Source organism: Rhodococcus sp. 008 (genome assembly GCF_001682295.1).
In the GTDB taxonomy this organism is placed as follows: domain Bacteria; phylum Actinomycetota; class Actinomycetes; order Mycobacteriales; family Mycobacteriaceae; genus Rhodococcus_F; species Rhodococcus_F qingshengii.
Map to the genome: position 1 here is coordinate 3,052,381 of NZ_CP012749.1, position 16,796 is coordinate 3,069,176.

Here is a 16,796-nt window from a genome sequence, read left to right on the forward strand (position 1 = left end):
CGGCTGAGACTATCAGCGCTACGACGGCCGAGTAGTGGCCTTGAAGGTAATGGTGCTGCCGGGCCGCAGCTGTGCCAGCGACGCAATCCCGGCGTCGGAAACGACGGCGATGACCGGGTATCCGCCGGTCACGGGATGGTCGGCGAGGAACACGACGGGCTGGCCGCCTGGTGGCACCTGGATGGATCCCGTCACGACGCCTTCGCTCGGCAATTCCTCGGTGCGTGAGCGATGCAAAGGCCCTTGGCCCTGTAACCGGACCCCGACTCGGTTGGTGTGTTCGGTGACTTTCCACGTGGTGTGAAGGAGCGCGTGAACGGATGCGGCGGTGAACCAGGAATTTCGGGGGCCGAGCGTGATCTCGATCGGAACTGCGCCGAGTGCAGATGCCGGCGGTGGAATCAACTCTTCGGTGGGCCACGTCCCTTCCTCGGCCCCGAGGAGGACTAGATCGCCGGCGGCGAGCGGCGGCGGTCCGAGTCCGGAGAGCGTGTCGGTGGATCTGCTTCCGAGTACCTGCGGGACGTCGACGCCACCGCGTGCAGAGATATACGTTCTCAACCCGGTTGTGCTGTAACCCAATTCGAGAATGCTGCCACCACCCAGATGGATGCTCGCGTAGTCAGGTGCCGGCCGTCCGTCGACGGCCAGCGGCACCCGCGCGCCTGTCGCTGCCACCGTCATCGAACCGACGGCCCGCATAGCGAAACCGCCAGCGGTGACTTCGATGGTTGCTGCTCGAAAAGTGTTGCCTACGAGTCTGTTGGCGCTGTCGTGCGAGATCATGTCGACGGCGCCGGATCTTCCGACCCCGAGGGCGCCGTAGCCTCTCCGCCCGCGGTCCTGAACTGTGGCGAGCGGGCCGGTACGCGCAACCTCGAGCCAGGCCATGAATCCATTGTCCCGCAACAGCGCGGTGAAGACACCAAAATCATGCTTGCACCAAAATCATGCACGGACAAAGGTGACTGTGGTGCCGGGTAGAAGCAGCGCCGGCGGGCGGCGCTCGGCATCCCACACCGACAGTTCAGTCGTTCCGATCAACTGCCACCCGCCTGGGGAACTACGCGGGTAGACGCCCGAGAACGGTCCGGCCAACCCGACTGCACCGGCGGGGACCTGCCTGCGCGGGTCCGATCGACGTGGAACTTCGAGCTTTCTCTCGTTGCTGGTCAGATACGCGAAGCCGGGGGCGAAACCGATGAACGCGACGGTCCACGACGCAGACGTGTGAGCATCGATCACACCGTCGACCCCGAGTCCGGTCAGCTTGCCCACCTCTACGAGATCGGGGCCGTCGTAGCGGACCGGAATCTCGACAGCAGACCCGCTCTCGTCTGCTGTGAGTTCGATCGGTACGGCCCCACGTACCCATTTCTCCACCAGTTGGTGCGCGGTGATCGTGTTGTCGTACTCGATCAAGATGGTTCGCGCCGCGGGAATCAGGTCGATCACGCCGGGGATCCGACTGGCGTCGAGAGCCCTGAAGTTGCCCAGCACGCTCGGCAGTTCGTCGTACTCGACGAGGACTGCGGATTCACCGGCGGGCAGGATCGTGATCATGTGAACGGCGTGATCTCGACGTCGGAAGATTCGAGGAGAGCACGGATTGCCACGGCCATGTCGACGGCTGCCGGACTGTCACCGTGCACGCACACCGATGCGGCAGCGACTTTCAACGTGCTCCCGTCGACGGCGTCCAACTCGCCGTCGACGACCATTCGCCGAACCCGTTCTGCAACAAGCGTCGGGTCGTGCAGAACGGCGCCCGACTCGGTGCGGGGGACCAGGGTGCCTTCCGCCGTGTACGCACGATCGGCAAAAGCCTCGGCGACGATCTCGAGGCCGGCCTCGCGCGCCTCTTCCAGAAACACCGAACCCGGTAGTCCGAGAACAGGTAGCGAACTGTCGTAGGCAACGACGGCGGCGACCACGGCCCGCGCCTGCCGTCGGTGATGGACTATTGCGTTGTAGAGCGCGCCGTGGGGTTTGACGTACGTGACCCGCGATCCGGCGACACGAGCCAAACCGTCGAGTGCCCCTATTTGATAAATGACGTCGGCGGTGAGGTCCTTCGGGGAGACGTCGATGAAGCGTCTGCCGAAACCGGCGAGGTCTCGGTACCCCACCTGCGCGCCGATCCGGACGCCGCGGGTGGCGGCGGATTCGCAAGTCGCCAACAGCGTCGTCGGGTCGCCGGCATGGAATCCGCAGGCGATGTTCGCGCTGGTGACAAGTTCGAGCATGGCGTCGTCGTCGCCCAGGGTCCAGGCTCCGAAGCCCTCGCCGAGGTCGCTGTTCAGATCAACGCTGTAACCCATACCTCGATTCTAGGTAGGTATGGGCTCTCGGTGTTCAGGCGTGCGCCGGAATCCGTCCGGCATTCTTGCGACGTGCGGATCCGAAGAGTCGGCATATCAGGTAGATCACGAACGAGACCGAGGTGACGAAACTCGAGACGGGAACGCCGGGGGCCAGCGAGAGAAGGATGCCGCCGACGGCTGCCAGTTCGGCGAACACGACGGAGAGGATCGTGGCCTTGAGTGGGCTTGCCGTGACGTACGCGGCGGCCGCTGCGGGGGTGATCAGCAGCGACATCACCAGCAGAGCACCGACGATCTGTACGCCGAGTGCTGCGGTGATGCCGACCAACACTGCGAACACGATCGACAGTGCCCGGACCGGAACACCGCGAGCTGCAGCAACTTCGGGGTCGGTGCTTGCGAACAGCAAAGGGCGGTAGATGAATCCGAGTGTGCCGATCACGATGACCGCGCACAGCAGCAGAAGTTCGAGACCGCTGTTTCCCGGCGCCACGATCTGTCCGACCAACAACGAGAAGCTGGTTCCCGTGCGACCGTCGTACGCCCAGAGGAACAACACCGACAGGCCGAGGCCGAAAGCCATGATCACGCCGATCACCGAATCTCGGTCGCGCGCTTTGGCTCCGAGCAGTCCGAACAGCACTGCCGCGACCACGGATCCGACGATGGCACCGAAGCCGACGCCCACACCGACGAGAAGTGCGGCGGATGCGCCCGTCAGTGACAGCTCACTCGTTCCGTGCACCGAGAACGACATCTGACGGCTCACGATCAGCGGCCCGATGATGCCTGCCAACAATCCGAGGATGGCACCGGCAATCAACGCCTGTTGGACGAAGTCGTACTGCAGTAGGTCGACGGTGGCGGACACGTCGAACATCCGCGACATCGCGTCGGTGAACTTGTTACTCACTGGTGGTGATCCTCATCAGAATGGTGAACGCCTTCTCCCGGGCGTAGTCCGCCTGCGCTGCCGAGCGCGTCGATGGCGTCGCCGGTGCCGATCACGACGAGGCGGCCACGAACCTGCAACACTTCGACGTCGGTGTTGTACAGATCCGAGAGAACTTCGGACGTCATCACTTCGGCCGGCGTCCCGATCCGGAATTTGCCGTCCACCAGATAGAGCACTCGATCCACCAACGGCAGGATCGGATTGATCTCGTGCGTCACGAACAGCACCGCGGTGTCATGGCTGCGCCGACGCTTGTCGATCAGCGTCGAGACCAGGTGCTGGTTGGCGAGGTCGAGGCTGAGCAGCGGCTCATCGCACAGCAGGATCCGCGGGTCGCCGACCAAAGCCTGTGCGATTCGCAGTCGCTGCTGCTCACCGCCGGACATGGAACCGATGGGAGCGTCGGCGAACGACTGGGCGCTGACCTGTGCGATGGCGTCGTCGACGATCTTGCGGCGACGACCCCGACGCAGTAGGCCAGTACCCCACTGGTGACCGTCGACGCCGAGGCCGACCAGGTCGCGGCCTCGGAGCGGGAGGCCGTCGTCGATGGATTTCTGCTGCGGGATGTACCCGACGTGTGAGTTCCCGGCCCGTGCCGGCGTGCCGACGATCTGTGCACTACCGCCGCTGAGTTGTAGTTGGCCCAGCAGAATCTTCAGGAGCGAGGTCTTGCCCGACCCGTTCGGCCCGAGTACGGCGATGAACTCACCTGGCTGTACCTCGAGATCGAGCCCGTCCCACAATGTGCGGGCGCCGAAGGACAATCGAGCGTCCTTCAGCGTGACAGCGGGCACGGAGGCCTTTGAAGGCACGGTGTTACCAGAAGGCACGGTGTTACCAGAAGGCACGGTGTTACCAGGGGGCACAGGAGTATTCGCGGAAGTTTCTGTCACAAGCCGATCGGTTCTTCTCGGAAATGGTGGGGCAAATAATTACTGGGCAGAGAGGGCGTTTGCGAGCGACTCCGCGGTCTGCGTCTGCCACTGAATGTAGTCCAGGCCCTCGGGGAGAGTCTCCGTAACCTCGACGACGGGCACTCCGGCGGTTTCGGCTGTGGTGCGCATGTCCTGGGTCACTTTGTCCTGCGTCTGGATGTTGTAGACCAGTGCGCGGGCCTGCTTCTCCGAGAGGAGCTGGCGCGTTGCGGCGATTGCGGCCGGTGAAGGATCGTTGCCGTCTTCGATGGCACTGGTGAACTCTTCGGGAGTTGCGTCCTTCAGTTCAGCTGCGACCAGGAGGTAGTGCGCGATCGGCTCGGTCTGCGCCACCGGTGCGCCTGCGTGGGCAGCGGCGATGGAATCGGTGATCGCTGTGACGCCGGCGAGCTTCTGGCTGTATGCCTTCGCGTTGTCCTCGTAGGTCGCCGCGTTGTCCGGATCGAGAGCGCTCAGCTGATCGGCCACCGAATGTGCGACGGCGTCGACGGTCGGGATGTCGAACCAGACGTGTTCGTTGACTGCGCCGTGGGTGTGACCGTCATGCGATTCGCCCGCGGTTTCGCCGGCGTGGATGCCGCCGTCGAGCAGGTTGTAGGCGTTGACCGTCTTCTGCTCACCCTTGCCCGCGTCGAGGACGTCGGTGATGAACTGGTCGTAGCCGCCGCCGTTGTAGACGACGAGCGATGCGTCGGTGATCTTGGCGGCATCGGCGGGAGTCGCTTCGAACGAGTGCGGGTCCGCGGACGGCTCGTTGATGATCGACGTCACGGTCAGCTTGTCGCCGGCGACGGCCTGCGCGACGTCGCCCCACACGTTCGTCGATGCGACGACGGTGATGCCGTCGTCCTTCGAGGAGGTTGAGCTGCACGCGGTGAGCGCGAATGCTGCGGCGACCGAGACGGCCGCGAGGGCGGTGGCGGTGCGGAATTTCGACGACGAACGCACGTGCTTTTCTCCTGAACAAAGGCTGGGCTAAATGCTATTGGAAACCGTTACCGTTACACATTAGCGCATAGTCGCTGGTAGTTCACCTTCGGTTCAGCCCCAACGCGCCGTCTGCGGGCACTACGGCTAACGTCCGTTTATGCCCCGGTCCCGTCAGCCACGCCGTCAAGCCACTTTGGCGTCGCTTGCCGCCGAGCTCAATGTGTCGAGAACTACAGTCTCGAACGCGTACAACCGACCCGATCAGCTCTCCGTCGAGCTGCGGGATCGAGTGCTCCAAGCGGCCAAGCGACGCGGATACCCCGGACCTGATCCGGTCGCCCGCTCCTTGCGAACTCGCAAAGCCGGCGCCGTCGGTCTCCTGCTCACCGAAGCACTCAGTTATTCGTTCCGTGACCCGGCTGCCATGAGCTTCCTGGCCGGTCTCTCGGAATCATGTGAGGACGCCGGCCAGGGCTTGCTGCTCATCCCGGCCGGGCCCGGGCGCGACGAGGTGGATGCTGCGGCCGTGGTCCAGCAGGCGGGCGTCGACGGCTTTGTCGTCTACTCCGTGGCCGACGACGACCCGTATCTTGCCGCCGTGCTCGAGCGTCACATTCCGATCGTCGTCTGCGACCAGCCCCGCGAGATTCCCGGTGCATCCCTCGTGGGCATCGACGACCGCGCTGCCATGCGCAAGGTCGCCGACTACCTCATCGGTCTCGGACACCGTGACATCGGCGTGCTCTGCATGAGGCTGGGGCGCGACCGGATGGACGGCGTCGTCAGCCAGGAACGACTCAAGTCCCCACACTTCCACGTCCAGCGTGAGCGGATCGAAGGAGTGCGCGACGCGATGGTGGCGTCCGACATGGACCCACTCTCACTCACCGTGATCGAGCGGTACGTCCACACATCGCAGTCCGGGCACTCGGCGGCGGCGGAAGCTCTCGCGACCAACCCCGAGATCACCGCACTGGTCTGCACCACCGACGTGCTGGCTCTCGGCGCCTTGGACTGGGCGCGCTGGCAGGGCATAGATGTACCTGGCCAACTGTCGATCACCGGATTCGACGGCGTCGACGAGGCGCTGCGCGAATCACTGACAACGGTGCGCCAGCCCCAGGAAGAGAAGGGCCGGCGTGCCGGTGCGCTCCTGATGTCGCCGTCCGGATCCGGCGTTCCGATAGTCGAGATGCTCGACACCGAACTACTGGCCGGGCGAACATCAGGTCGGATCAAGGGGTAGCGCTCACGCCAGGAGTTGGGCGCAGCGCAACAAGCCCAGATGGCTGTACGCCTGGGGGTGGTTGCCCAGTGAGCGTTCCGCGATGGGGTCGTACTCCTCCGCGAGCAGTCCGGTGGGACCCGCTGCCGCGACCAACTGGTCGAACAGTGCCTCTGCTTGCAGGCGTTGCCCGATCAGTAGGTATGCCTCGACGAGCCAGGCGGCACAGAGATGGAATCCACCTTCGATGCCGGGCAGGCCGTCGTCGTGATGGTAGCGGTATACCGTTGAGCCGCTGCGTAGTTCGGCCTCGGTGGCTACGACGGTCGCTGCAAAGCGCGGATCCGTCGGATCGATCAGCCCCGACAGCCCGATGTGCAGAGTCGCCGCGTCGAGATCGGTACCGTCGTAGGCTGCGGTGTACGACTGGACGTCGTCCTTCCAGCCCTTGTGTCGTACTTCGTCGGCGATCTGGTCACGCAGTTCCACCCACTCGGGCAGGGCCTCGCGAGAAAAGCGGGTCGCAAGATCGACGGCGCGGTCGACGGTGACCCAGCCCATAACCTTGGAATAGACGTGGTGGCGCGGGTTGTCGCGAATTTCCCAGATGCCGTGATCGGGTTCGAACCAGCGCCGCTGCACTGCTTCGACCATGGCGCACACCAGTTCCCAGTCGCGGTCGCTCAAAGGATCGGGATCACCGGCCTTTTCGCGTGCATTCGCCAGTTCGACGATGAGCTCGACGATCGGGCCGAACACGTCCAGTTGAACCTGCTGATTCGCGGCGTTTCCGACGCGGACCGGCCGGGAGCCGGCGTATCCGGGGAGTGAATCGATGACGGCCTCTGGCGGTAGCGAAGTCCCGTAGAGCGTGTAGAGGGGGTGCAGGCGCTCGGGTCCCGGCAGTGTTTCGAGCACGCGGTGTACCCAGTCCAGGTAGTTCTCGGCCTCGTCGGTGGATCCGACGCTCACGAGAGCTGTTGCGGTGAGGGCGGCGTCGCGCAACCAGCAATAGCGGTAGTCCCAGTTGCGGACTCCGCCGATCTCTTCCGGCAGGGACGTCGTCGCGGCAGCCATGATGGAACCGGAATCGGCGTGGACCAGCCCGCGCAAGGTCAGTGCAGAGCGTTTCATCAAGTCCGGCTTCAGCTTCGGGAGTTCGAGCGTCTTGGCCCAATCGGACCAGTAGGCCTCCGAGGTCGCTCGACGCTCGAGCTCCGGAACGTCGGACGGGCCGATTTCTTCTGTTCCGCAGCGCAATTCGAGGACGACGTCACCCTTGGACGGCTCGACGATGGCGTGGGCGGTCTGCTGGTTTCCGTCGGTGGCGATGTTCCACAGCACGCCGGGGGAGCGGAGTACGTACGGCTCGTTGGTGCCGAGGACCCGAATGCCCTCGTCGACGACCTCGAGCGTGACCTGACCCTGGCCGAACTCGGGACGGGGTGCAAACGAGACGATCGCGTCGGCCTGACCGGAAATGATGCGGGTCAGGTCGGTTCGTCCCTGTGGGACGTCGTGGGGGAGGTAGTCGGTGACGGACAGGCTCGCCCAGCGGGTCTGAACTGTCATCGTGCTGTCGATGTACTTCTGGCTCAGCGGCAAGGCTGTGCGTCGAGGCCCGACCGAGAAGTGGCCGGCCCCGGTTCCGCCGAGAAGGTGTGCGAAGACGGCCGCTGAATCCGGTTCCGGGTGACACAACCAGGTCAGCGTCGCATCCGGGGTCACCAAAGCGACGGTGCGCGGACTGGCGAGCATCGAGAGTCGCTCGATGGGCGGAGCGTCGGCGCCGGAAAGCCACGTACGACGCTCGTCGAGCAGGAACGCCAGAGCGGCAGCGACGTCCTCGGTGCTGTCGACGCGATAGTCGGCGACGGTGTCCCCGCTGCCGACCTTGATTCCGATGTCCGGCCCCTGAAGCCTGCTGAACGCCTTTTCGTCGGTCACGTCGTCGCCGATGAAGACGGCAGCGGTTGCGCCGTCCTGATGGCGAATCAAGTCGAGTGCGTGCCCCTTGTCGGTGGCGATGACAGCCAACTCGACCACCGATTTGCCCTCGGTGACCTGAACGCCTGGCCAGAGTGCCGATTCGGTGCGGACGGCGATGAGCGCCTTCTCGGCGTCGTCGGCACTGGTGTTGCGTACGTGCAGTGCAACGCTGGCGGGCTTCTTCTCCACCGTTGCCCCAGGGGTGTCGGCGGCGATTCGGCCCAACTCGGTGACGATCTCGTCGAGCAGTTTCCTGGCGTCGGCGTCGATCGCGTGAACGAATCCGATGTCGAACTCGGAGCCGTGGCTGCCGACCAATTGCACTTCGGCGGGAAGTCGGGACAGCGCAGCCAGATCCTTGAGGGCGCGGCCCGAGATCACGGCAGCCGTCGTCGACGCGAGGCTGGCGAGAGAGCGAAGCGCACGCACCGTTTCCGCCCGGGGATACGCCTTGTCCGGGTTGGCGACGATGGGTGCCATCGTCCCGTCGTAGTCGGAGGCTACGAGCAGACGCGGCGTGCGTGCCACGCCTGACAGCGCTCGGCGGAGTTCGATGGACAGATCTTGTGCGCTCACCTCTTCAAATCTAGGTGATGCAGCGACTCCTGGCTCGATACGTTTCCGGCCGATCAGTGCAAAAATGACAGATGCGACAAAGGATGTCTATTCGGGTTTCCGAGTTCCGTCACCGAGCAGCAGTTCAACCGTCAATTCCAGTCGATTGGCGACATCGGTAGCCGAAGAGCGTCGCGTGAGCCATGCCACCAAATTGGACAGCCACACATCGGAGATCACGCGCGCGATCGCCAACTGCTCTTCGGTTGGCTCCTCTTCGGTCATCGCTCGTGCGAAGAGGCGGTCCATCAACTGGCCCACCTGATCGACCTCGGCCGCTGCGGAGGCGTCGGCGAACATGAACGCGCGAGTCATCGCTTCGGTGAGGAGCGGATCGCGCTGCATCGCGCGGGTGATGAGGCTGAGGATCAGCTGCATCCGCTCGAGCGGACTGGTTCCAGGCGGGATCTTGCCCTTGGAATCGATCTTCTCGAATTCGCGTGCCAGGGCGGACACCAGTAGGTGAACCTTGGACGGGAAGTAGCGATAGAGCGTTCCGACTGCGACGTCGGCACGCTCGGCCACGGCGCGCATCTGAACAGCCTCGTAGCCCCCCTTGGACGCCAAGGCGAGTGTTGCGTCGAGAATCCGCTTGCGGCGTTCACGTTGCGCGTTGGAGCTGAGATCGTCGTCCCCGAGCGTTGCAGAAGCAACCGCGTTGGAGCGGGATCGGGATGTTGTGGTCATCGACAAATTCCTTCGCGCCTTGACTCTTGGCCAGGTGTCATATTAGAACACGTTCTAAACAATTGTGTCACTTATCGAGAGGCGGGAACCAGTTGTGACAATCGCCACGACCGATGAACAGCGGGCGGTCCAGGAATCGATAGAGGCCTGGGCTCGCTCGGCCACGCCGATGGACATGGTACGCCGTGGACCAGCAGTTTCGTGGCGGGAGAAATGGTCCGAGTTCGCGTCTCTCGGGATATTTTCGGTCGCCGTTCCCGAAGCGGTAGGCGGAGCCGGGGCCGAAATCGTCGATCTCGCAGCAATGCTCGAGCAGGCGGCAATCGAACTCGTGCCGGGTCCTGTTCTCACGACTGCACTCGCAGCTCTGGTGGTGGGGCGTAGTTCGTCGCCCGCTGCCAAGCGATGGTCCGAAACGCTCGCCGACGGTGCGCTGCCGTGTGCCGTCGTATTGGACGAAAGTCCAGTTGCGGCAACGGCGAATGCGTCCGGCGGCATCGAGCTTCATGGCGAAGGAGGTTACGCCTGGGGCGGCGATTCAGGCGTATCGGTACTCGTGTCGGCGGGCGTCGTGTCCGAAGACGAAGGCTCGCGTGTCGTCTGGGCTCTCGTCGACGGAGACAGCGAAGGCGTGACCTACGAAGCGGTCGACACCATCGACAAGTCGCGACCACTGGCACGAGTCTCGTTCGACCGAGTGACAGTCGACGCCGACCGAATCCTCGATGACATTGCGCCAGGATCGGTTTCCGATCTCGCGGCGGTACTGGGGGCAGCCGAAGCTGCCGGAATCGCGGCGTGGAGCCTGCGTACTGCGGTGGAGTACGCGAAGATTCGCGAACAATTCGGAAAGCCCATCGGTTCGTTCCAGGCGATCAAACACATCTGCGCCGAAATGCTGTGTCGCGTAGAGAATGCCGGAGCCGTCGCCTGGGATGGTGCGGTCGCTGCCGAGTCGGGCGACGAACTTCCGATCGCCGCAGCAGTGGCGGCCGCGGTGTCGCTGGATGCCGCTGTCGACACGGCAAAGGACTGCATTCAAGTGCTCGGCGGCATCGGATTCACCTGGGAGCACGAGGCGCACTTCTACCTTCGTCGAGCACTGTCGCTCCGGCAGATTCTGGGCGGATCGTCTCATTGGCGCGCACGCGTCGCGGAATTGACGATCGGCGGCGCACGGCGTCACCTTCAGATCGACTTGAGTGAGCTCGAATCCGACCGGTCCGAAATTCGCGAAGAGGTAGCGCAATTGGTGGCGCTGCCCGAATCCGAGCAGCGCAACGCGTTGGCCGAATCGGGCTACCTTGCACCGCACTGGCCCAAGCCGTACGGCCGGGGCGCCAAGGCCGCACAACAGATTCTGATCGAAGAAGAGTTGGCGGCCGTCGGTGTCGGCCGACCCGATCTGGTGATCGGCTGGTGGGCAGTGCCGACCATCCTCGAGCACGGCAGCGCGGAGCAGATCGAAAGATTTGCGACTCCGACGCTCAAGGGTGAGATCACCTGGTGTCAGCTCTTCAGCGAACCTGGTGCAGGTTCCGATCTTGCCGCGCTGCGCACGACCGCGGAAAAGGTCGACGGCGGTTGGAAGCTGAACGGCCAGAAAGTCTGGACTTCGCTTGCGCGTGAAGCTGACTGGGCCATCTGCCTCGCCAGGACCGATCGCGAGGTTCCCAAACACAAGGGCATCACGTACTTCCTTCTCGACATGAAGACGGCTGGGATTCGAATCTCGCCGCTGCGCGAGATCACCGGAGATGCCCTGTTCAACGAAGTCTTCCTCGACGACGTCTTCGTCCCGGACGAGTGCGTCGTCGGCCAGCTCGGTGGAGGCTGGAAACTGGCCCGAACGACCCTCGCCAACGAGCGGGTCGCAATGAGCGGTGGCTCTTCGCTCGGCGGTGCGATGGAGGAATTGCTCGAGCTGGCCGGCGACCCCGATCCTGTGGTGGCAGACAAGCTCGGTGGGCTGATCGGAACCGCCATGGTGGGCTCACTGCTGGAATTGCGCACGACACTGCGGCAATTGGACGGTCAGGATCCGGGTCCGGCGTCGAGCGTCCGCAAGCTGGTGGGCGTGCGCCAGCGTCAGAATGTCGCGGAGTTCGCCATGGAATTGGGTGGTACTGCCGGGTGGGTGGAGGGCCCGCTTTCGCGTGAGTTCCTCAACACGCGATGCCTGTCGATTGCCGGCGGAACCACGCAGATTCTGTTGACCGTCGCCGCGGAGAGAATTCTGGGCCTGCCCCGTGATTAGACGGCGTGAGTAGAGGCCTTTAGAAATGTCCACGTTGGTGATACAACTAGAACACGTTCTACATCAGAGACAGGATTGCCAGCGTGGACTTCACTCCCGATGAAACCCAGGAAGCGGTAGCCGAGGTGGCTACCGCGCTCCTTGCCCGCGAACTGGAGCCGGACGCGCTCTGGGCGGCATTCGCCGATGCCGACCTGCTCACGCTGGCCCTGCCCGAGCGTCTGGGCGGCGAGGGACTCTCCGTCGCCGACGTCGGTTCCCTCCTCGTCGAGGTCGGCCGGGCCGCCGCTCCAATTCCGGCTCTCGCAACCCTCGGCTTCGGTGTACTCCCCATAGTCGCTCTGGGGACCGACGCTCAACAGGACGAATTGCTCACCGGAGTCGGCGCCGGACGGGTGTTCACCGCGGCGCTCGGTGAGCCGGGTCAGCAGTTCCCGGCGCAGCCGTCGACCACCGCGCAGCAGTCGGGCGACTGGTATCGCGTCAGCGGGACGGTGCTCGCCGTTCCCTTCGCGGCGAGCGCACACAGAATTCTTGTGCCCACCGACGCCGGAGTCGTGCTCGTCGATCCGACCGCCGCCGGCGTCGCATTGACGCCGACACCCAGTGCGTCCGGCAGTCCGGAGTTCGCAGTCACGATGGACGAGGCAGTCGGTGAACTTCTCGGTGCCGGCGAGGAAGCCGTCCAGACGCTGTACCGGATCGCTACGGCGAGTATCGGAGCCGTTGCAGACGGTTTGGTGTCCGGTGCCGTCGATCTCACTGCGGCACATGTCGGCTCACGCGAGCAATTCGGCAAGCCGCTCGCAACGTTCCAGGCGGTCTCACAGCAGATCGCCGACGCCTATGTCACCTCGCGGACTCTTCACGTCGCGGCGTTGTCGGCGTCCTGGCGCGTGTCGGAGGGCCTGGATGCTCAGTCGGACCTCGACGTCATGGCGTACTGGATCGCCCAGGAAGTACCCGCCACGATGCAGGTGCTTCACCACCTGCACGGCGGTCTGGGCGTCGACGTCACGTATCCGCTTCATCGTTACTACTCGACTGCAAAAGACTTGGCGCGCCTGCTCGGCGGCGCTTCGCAGCGACTCGACCTCGTGGGGGCCCGGTGTTCATCGATCTGACCGACAGTCAGCGCGCATTGCAAGCTGAACTTCGACGCTACTTCTCGACGCTGATCTCGCCCGAAGAGGCCAAGATCATGCGCGTGGAGCGGCATGGCCCTACCTATCGCGAGGTCATCCGTCGTATGGGCAAGGACGGCTGGCTCGGCGTCGGCTGGCCGGTGGAGTTCGGCGGACGTGGGTTCGGTGAAGTCGAGCAGCAGATTTTTGTCAACGAGGCTGTGCGGGCGGATGTCCCACTGCCTTCGGTGACTTTGCAGACCGTCGGTCCGACCCTGCAGAAGTACGGCAGCGAGGAGCAGAAGCAGAAATTCCTGCCCGCGATCCTCGCCGGTGAAGTGCACTTCGCGATCGGCTACACCGAACCGGAAGCCGGCACCGACCTTGCAGCACTGCGCACTTCGGCGGCACGAAATGGTGACGAGTACGTCGTCAACGGCCAGAAGATTTTCACCACCGGCGGGCATGACGCCGATTACGTGTGGCTCGCCGTGCGGACAGGGTCTGCCGATTCAAGGCACCGCGGCATCTCCATCCTGATCATGGACACCAAAGATCCCGGCTACACCTGGACCCCGATCATCACCTGCGACGGTGCGCATCACGTCAACGCCACCTACTACGAGGACGTTCGCGTTCCGGCGAACATGCTTGTGGGTGAGGAGAATCAGGGCTGGCGCTTGATCACGACGCAGCTCAACCACGAGCGCGTCATGCTCGGTCCGGCAGGTCGTGTCGCAGGGATTTACGACCACGTCTTCGATTGGGCCAAGCGTGAAAACCTGCTTGATCACATTGACGTACGGCGCGCGCTCGGCGAAATACATGCGACGTACCGCCTCAACGAACTGCTCAACTGGCAAGTGGCGTCGAGTGATTCGGATTCGGTGGATATCGCCGACGCTTCGGCAACCAAAGTGTTTGCGACCGAGCGTATCCAGCGGGTCGGTCGACTCGCGGAAGAGATCGTCGGGCGGTACGGAAATCCGATCGATCCCGAAACTGCTGATCTCATGGAGTGGTTGGACATGCAGATCAAGCGCAACCTGGTGATCACCTTCGGCGGTGGAGTCAACGAGGTGATGCGCGAACTGATTGCGACCGCCGGCCTGAAGCTTCCTCGCGTTCCGAGATAGGAAACAAATCGTGTCAGATCCCATTCTCACTGCTGCCGAGCGGGTTCGAGAGGACGGGCCAAGCGCTCCTCGCGCCGGCCGGGACCCCGTGAACCTGCCGATGATCCGCAACTGGGTCGAGGCGATCGGTGACGAGAACCCGATCTACGTCGACGAATCGGCCGCCCGCGCCGCCGGACACGACGGAATAGTCGCGCCGCCGGCGATGGCGCAGGTATGGACGATGCGCGGTCTGGGGGCAATTCGAGAAGCCGACGATCCGTTGGGCCGGATGACGGACATCCTCGACGAGGCCGGATTCACCTCCGTCGTCGCGACCAACTGCGATCAGATCTACCACCGCTACTTGAAGCCGGGTGAAGAAGTCACCATCTCCTCGGTGTTGGAAGACGTAGTGGGACCCAAGAAGACAGGTCTTGGTGAAGGGTGGTTCTTCACTACTCGCAGCTTCTGGCGGGTCGGCGAAGAACTGGTCTCGGAGATGATGTTCCGGATCTTGAAGTTCGCGCCGCCAGTCAGCGAAAGTTCCTCCACTGACGTGCCTGCGGACCTGGACGCATCTCGGATGCTGCGCCCGACAGCATCCCTCGACACGCAGTTCTTCTGGGACGGTGTCGCCGCACACGAGTTGCGTATTCAACTGCGTGCGGATGGTTCGGTACAGCACCCGCCGGTGCCCGCGATCTGGAAAGACAAGTCGGAGCAGACCGACTACGTGGTCGCGTCAGGTCGGGGAACGGTCTTCAGCTTTGTCGTTCACCACGCCCCCAAGGTTCCTGGTCGGTCGTTGCCGTTCGTCGTGGCCCTGGTCGAACTGCCCGAGGGTGTGCGGATGCTCGGCGAATTGCGCGGTATCGATCCGTCGAGTGTGTCGATCGGGATGGAGGTGGAGGCGATCTACCTCGACTTCCCCGGAGACGACGAGACCGGGGGAACTCCCTGGACTCTGTACGCCTGGCAGCCGGTTTCTGTGTCTGCGGTTTCTGCGGTGAAGGAGTGACGATGACTTTGACGACGGATATCACTGTGGGAGAGGTTCTTCCGCAGCTCTCGATTTACGGCGACCCGACGTTTGTGGTCTCGGCGGCGCTCGCTACCCGCGATTTTCAAGATGTTCACCACGACCGCGATCTCGCACAGAAACGCGGCTCGAAGGACATCTTCGTCAACATCCTCACCGACACCGGCTTGGTGCAGCGATTCGTGACCGATTGGGCCGGACCGCGAGCTGTACTCACGTCGATCAAACTCCGCCTCGGAGTCCCCTGGTACGCCTACGACACCTTGACGCTCTCCGGAACGGTGACCTCCTACGACGAGGATCTCGTGTCGCTCGCGGTGGTCGGCAAGAACAGCCTGGGAGATCACATCACCGCACAGGTCACACTGGCATTTCCGGCGTCGGGCTCGAATGGAGACATTGAAAACGGAGACATTGAATGAGCGCATTGTCCGGCAAGGCAGCGATCGTCGGAATCGGAGCCACGGATTTCTCGAAGGACTCCGGTCGCAGTGAACTGCGACTTGCCGCCGAGGCTGTTCAAGCCGCGTTGGACGACGCCGGTCTGACACCCGCCGACGTCGACGGTCTTACCTCGTTCACCATGGACACCAACACCGAAGTGGCAGTGGCTCGTTCGGTGGGTATCCCGAACCTCAAGTTCTTCAGTCGTATTCACTACGGTGGTGGTGCCGCTGCGGCGACGATTCAGCAGGCCGCCATGGCTGTTGCCACCGGCGTCGCAGACGTCGTCGTCGCTTACCGCGCGTTCAACGAGCGATCGGGTGCGCGTTTCGGGCAGGTGAACTCCGGCCTTGTGGCGCAGGTCAATTCGTCGGGAACGGACAACGCCTTTTCCTATCCTCACGGATTGGGTACTCCCGCATCCTTTGTCGCGATGGTCGCGCAGCGATACATGCACGTATACGGAGCGTCCAGCGAGGACTTCGGTCGAATCGCCGTCGCCGACCGTAAGCATGCAGCCACCAATCCGAAGGCGTTCTTCTACGGAAAACCGATTACCCTCGAGGACCATCAGAACTCGCGATTCATCGCTGAACCTTTGCATCTCCTCGATTGCTGCCAGGAATCCGACGGCGGCATCGCGATCGTCGTCACCTCGCCAGAACGAGCCAAAGATCTGAAGAACACCCCCGCCGTTATCGCTGCCGCCGCACAGGGCAGCGGGGCAGATCAATACATCATGACCAGCTATTACCGCGACGGTTTGACCGGCCTACCGGAGATGGGCCTTGTCGGCGATCAGCTCTGGTCACAAAGTGGGCTGCGCCCGTCGGACATGCAGACGGCGATCTTCTACGACCACTTCACGCCCTATGTTCTGATGCAGCTCGAGGAACTCGGTTTCTGTGGCAGGGGAGAGGCAAAGGACTTCATCGCCGGTGGCGCAATCGAACTCGGCGGCAAGCTTCCGATCAACACCCATGGTGGACAGCTCGGCGAGGCATACATTCACGGGATGAACGGTATCGCCGAGGGTGTTCGGCAGATCCGCGGTACTTCGGTCAACCAGGTCGACTCCGTCGAGAATGTACTGGTGACTGCGGGAACGGGCGTTCCGACATCGGGGCTTGTGCTGACTCGCTGATTATCGT

The 16,796-nt window shown here is 63.5% G+C and carries 15 protein-coding genes; 7 read left to right on the forward strand and 8 right to left on the reverse strand.

The genetic code is table 11. The features are described from left to right. Positions 1-18: 18 nt before the first annotated feature. The 6 genes from AOT96_RS14265 to AOT96_RS14290 form a co-directional block, all read right to left on the reverse strand. Positions 19-891, reverse strand: coding sequence for a biotin-dependent carboxyltransferase family protein (locus AOT96_RS14265; protein WP_065351905.1), 873 nt, complete (start codon positions 889-891; stop codon positions 19-21). A gap of 57 nt (positions 892-948) precedes the next feature. Then, entirely contained in the window at positions 949-1,563 is a 615-nt protein-coding gene (gene pxpB / locus AOT96_RS14270) for a 5-oxoprolinase subunit PxpB (RefSeq protein ID WP_083197630.1), read from the reverse strand. Then, the gene (locus tag AOT96_RS14275) at positions 1,560-2,321 is read right to left on the reverse strand and encodes a LamB/YcsF family protein (RefSeq protein WP_054781063.1); all 762 of its coding nucleotides are present in this window, start codon (positions 2,319-2,321) and stop codon (positions 1,560-1,562) included. Before AOT96_RS14275 ends, pxpB begins: the two co-directional genes overlap by 4 nt. Before the next feature lie 34 nt (positions 2,322-2,355). Further along, positions 2,356-3,237, reverse strand: a complete 882-nt coding sequence (locus tag AOT96_RS14280) for a metal ABC transporter permease (protein ID WP_003945811.1) — start codon at positions 3,235-3,237, stop codon at positions 2,356-2,358. Beyond that, entirely contained in the window at positions 3,234-4,094 is an 861-nt protein-coding gene (locus AOT96_RS14285) for a metal ABC transporter ATP-binding protein (protein ID WP_029254441.1), read from the reverse strand. Before AOT96_RS14285 ends, AOT96_RS14280 begins: the two co-directional genes overlap by 4 nt. Before the next feature lie 120 nt (positions 4,095-4,214). After that, positions 4,215-5,165, reverse strand: a complete 951-nt coding sequence (locus tag AOT96_RS14290; RefSeq protein WP_042920537.1) for a metal ABC transporter solute-binding protein, Zn/Mn family — start codon at positions 5,163-5,165, stop codon at positions 4,215-4,217. 139 nt (positions 5,166-5,304) lie between these two features. Here AOT96_RS14290 and AOT96_RS14295 point away from each other — a divergent pair, with 139 nt between their 5' ends. Next, complete coding sequence (locus AOT96_RS14295) at positions 5,305-6,393, forward strand: LacI family DNA-binding transcriptional regulator (RefSeq protein WP_007733995.1); 1,089 nt, start codon at positions 5,305-5,307, stop codon at positions 6,391-6,393. Positions 6,394-6,396: 3 nt separating this feature from the next. Here AOT96_RS14295 and otsB read toward each other — a convergent pair whose 3' ends face one another. After that, positions 6,397-8,937 (reverse strand): trehalose-phosphatase, encoded by a 2,541-nt coding sequence (otsB, locus tag AOT96_RS14300; protein ID WP_047269638.1) that lies wholly within the window; start codon positions 8,935-8,937, stop codon positions 6,397-6,399. Between the two features lie 87 nt (positions 8,938-9,024). Continuing rightward, a complete protein-coding gene (gene kstR, locus AOT96_RS14305; RefSeq protein WP_003945752.1) occupies positions 9,025-9,663 on the reverse strand; it encodes a cholesterol catabolism transcriptional regulator KstR in 639 nt (212 codons plus the stop codon). 94 nt (positions 9,664-9,757) lie between these two features. Here kstR and AOT96_RS14310 point away from each other — a divergent pair, with 94 nt between their 5' ends. The 6 genes from AOT96_RS14310 (at position 9,758) to AOT96_RS14335 (ending at position 16,789) form a co-directional block, all read left to right on the forward strand. Further along, entirely contained in the window at positions 9,758-11,920 is a 2,163-nt protein-coding gene (locus AOT96_RS14310; RefSeq protein WP_065351906.1) for an acyl-CoA dehydrogenase, read from the forward strand. Positions 11,921-12,003: 83 nt separating this feature from the next. Beyond that, positions 12,004-13,044: an acyl-CoA dehydrogenase family protein gene (locus AOT96_RS14315; RefSeq protein WP_003945711.1), complete on the forward strand. Its 1,041-nt coding sequence runs from the start codon at positions 12,004-12,006 to the stop codon at positions 13,042-13,044. After that, on the forward strand, positions 13,029-14,180 hold the full coding sequence (locus AOT96_RS14320; protein WP_042451834.1) for an acyl-CoA dehydrogenase family protein: 1,152 nt from the start codon (positions 13,029-13,031) through the stop codon (positions 14,178-14,180). The genes AOT96_RS14315 and AOT96_RS14320 overlap by 16 nt, the downstream gene beginning before the upstream one ends. A gap of 7 nt (positions 14,181-14,187) precedes the next feature. Continuing rightward, positions 14,188-15,180, forward strand: a complete 993-nt coding sequence (locus AOT96_RS14325) for a bifunctional MaoC family dehydratase N-terminal/OB-fold nucleic acid binding domain-containing protein (RefSeq protein ID WP_054187923.1) — start codon at positions 14,188-14,190, stop codon at positions 15,178-15,180. 2 nt (positions 15,181-15,182) lie between these two features. Continuing rightward, a complete protein-coding gene (locus tag AOT96_RS14330) occupies positions 15,183-15,623 on the forward strand; it encodes a MaoC family dehydratase (RefSeq protein ID WP_020968404.1) in 441 nt (146 codons plus the stop codon). Beyond that, positions 15,620-16,789 (forward strand): lipid-transfer protein, encoded by a 1,170-nt coding sequence (locus AOT96_RS14335; RefSeq protein WP_019746856.1) that lies wholly within the window; start codon positions 15,620-15,622, stop codon positions 16,787-16,789. Before AOT96_RS14330 ends, AOT96_RS14335 begins: the two co-directional genes overlap by 4 nt. The last annotated feature ends 7 nt before the right edge of the window (positions 16,790-16,796 follow it).

What these genes read in the sequence shown, in the direction of transcription:
- AOT96_RS14295 (WP_007733995.1), top strand. Translation starts at nt 5,305, where the DNA reads ATGCCCCGGTCCCGTCAGCCACGCCGTCAAGCCACTTTGGCGTCGCTT.
- AOT96_RS14275 (WP_054781063.1), bottom strand. Translation starts at nt 2,321, where the DNA reads ATGGGTTACAGCGTTGATCTGAACAGCGACCTCGGCGAGGGCTTCGGA.
- AOT96_RS14335 (WP_019746856.1), top strand. Translation starts at nt 15,620, where the DNA reads ATGAGCGCATTGTCCGGCAAGGCAGCGATCGTCGGAATCGGAGCCACG.
- kstR (WP_003945752.1), bottom strand. Translation starts at nt 9,663, where the DNA reads ATGACCACAACATCCCGATCCCGCTCCAACGCGGTTGCTTCTGCAACG.
- pxpB (WP_083197630.1), bottom strand. Translation starts at nt 1,563, where the DNA reads ATGATCACGATCCTGCCCGCCGGTGAATCCGCAGTCCTCGTCGAGTAC.
- AOT96_RS14330 (WP_020968404.1), top strand. Translation starts at nt 15,183, where the DNA reads ATGACTTTGACGACGGATATCACTGTGGGAGAGGTTCTTCCGCAGCTC.
- AOT96_RS14265 (WP_065351905.1), bottom strand. Translation starts at nt 891, where the DNA reads ATGGCCTGGCTCGAGGTTGCGCGTACCGGCCCGCTCGCCACAGTTCAG.